This is a genomic window from Vibrio sp. MMG023 (assembly GCF_021654215.1).
Lineage (GTDB): Bacteria > Pseudomonadota > Gammaproteobacteria > Enterobacterales > Vibrionaceae > Vibrio > Vibrio jasicida.
Window position 1 is genome coordinate 1 of the sequence record NZ_JAKFZP010000026.1, and the last position, 2,026, is coordinate 2,026.

At 42.6% G+C, this 2,026-nt stretch carries 1 protein-coding gene; it reads left to right on the forward strand.

Annotated features, from left to right (window positions below; translation table 11 throughout):
- The first annotated feature begins 476 nt into the window (after positions 1 to 476).
- Positions 477 to 1,019, forward strand: coding sequence for a DNA repair protein RadC (gene radC, locus L1076_RS26805; RefSeq protein ID WP_237304871.1), 543 nt, complete (start codon positions 477 to 479; stop codon positions 1,017 to 1,019).
- Positions 1,020 to 2,026 lie beyond the last annotated feature (1,007 nt).

Here is a 2,026-nt window from a genome sequence, read left to right on the forward strand (position 1 = left end):
ATATATAAACGCTGCGCGCCCCTGCAGAGAAGAACCATGTTTGAGGGTTGGACAGTCAGGCAACGACGAAGATGAAATTCACTCCATAAGGAAACCTAGCCATGACTGACTCAAACGTAATCCGCTCAACCATCACTAAGCAACCAGAACCGACCAAGTTCTCGAACTTGGAGTCGAAAGCTGCCTCTAAAGATGAGTTTTTAAAGTCTTTTACAGGTCATAAGCTGCGCAAGAATGCCAAAAAGAAAATCGCTCAATTACTTGCGTACGCGGACACCGTCACGCTAAAAACGCAATCTATGGGGATGGATGATTGTTTCCGCCACAATGAGCCTATCGTAATGGCAAAAGAGGATTTCTTTGCATGGTATAACAAGGAATACTCAAGCATGGTTATCTATCTGACTATTAAAGAGGGCGTGCTTCAGAGTGTTAGGTTTTGTGACTGTATTTACCACTTCTCAAATGATGTCGTGATGACATTTTCTTTAGAAGAGCGAGAGGACGAAACAGAAAATATCGAAGGTGGCCAAAGCTCGGTTTCTGTCGCTTATTCGGATTCTGGTTTGTTCACAGCACATGAGCAGGCTATTTTAGATGAAGCAGCTGCAATCCTTGAGTCAAAGTTGTGTATTAGTGAGCAACCAGCTCTTAGCTCTCCTGAGGTGGTGAAGAATTTCTGTCGCTATTCTTTAGCTGCGCGTGAGCATGAAGTGTTTGGAGTTATTTTTCTAGATAACCAGCATCGCGTGCGTTCTTCTGAAGAGCTTTTTACTGGCACCGTTAACGCCGCTTCTGTGTACCCTCGCGAAGTTGTCAAAAAGGCACTAGGGGAAAACGCAAGCGCAGTTATTTTTTATCACAATCACCCATCGGGTGTTGCTGAGCCGAGCCAAGCTGACCGTCGCATTACGCGCCGCTTAATCGATGCACTAGCGCTTATCGATGTTAAAGTACTTGACCACTTCGTAGTCTCTTTTGAAGGTACAGTTTCATTCGCAGAGCGCGGTTGGATTTAATAGAAAAGGCGGCATTCGCCGCCTTTTTTGGTTCTTTTACTCGTCGAAGAACAAGAATTGAATGAGTTCTTTAACTGTCCACCCAAGGCGGATTAAGTCCCAAGGTTTCAGTTTCAATGTTCTCATCTTTGTGAGTAGTTTTTTACTCAGCTTGTTAAATTCAAGCATTGGGAATCCTTAACTTCGCCCAGCGGCGAAGAAATTGACATATTTTATGTCAACTTTTCGGGTTCTTTGTTATTCTTTGGGTGCTTAGATCAAAGAGTTTACTTAGAACCTGTTCTAGTTGACTCGTGGGTTAACCCTAAACAGAGATGTTTGGGGTTTTCTTTTATTTGCGCTTCATAAACTTATCTCTCTTCTTGTTTTGTCTATCATACTTCAATTGTTATTCCGAATGCTAACCAGTTACTCCCATGCTTGTTAAAGGGAACTTGTTGCTAAGGTTATGTGTTGGTGTCATTAAACTCAATCATTTGACGTCGATATGATGCTAATCGATCTGGTGTCATTAATTTTTGTAGACTACCACAGTGCATTTTTACTCGTCACTCGACAGGCGTATTTAAGCTGATGAATATTGAGTAATCAGTTTCTCAATTGCCATCACGCCTGTATGTTTAGCAACCTTAACAGGGCATGTTGGTTGCAACAAACATCAAGAAAGCCATGTTAACACAGCCACATTTATTCCTAGAGCGATCTCGATAGCTTAAATAACAAAAGGTTAGGGCGTGAACAACTTTCGTGCACTAATTGTTCATAGCTTTGTGTGTAATACATATGTATTACGTTTATTTTGGTAGTGGTTAATGTTCCGTTTGGGCGTTCTCGCATTCGCTCGGTTCATTCCGTCGTTTCACTCCTCCCACGATAACTAGCCTCAAAACGAAATCGGTCTTTGCACTAGGTTCGTTCCTCACTTGGTGCCATCCCTCTTTCTGTTCGGCTTAGTTCCTGTGAACAATCACCCAACGCAAAAGCATTCCTATGGCAGTGCCATAGTC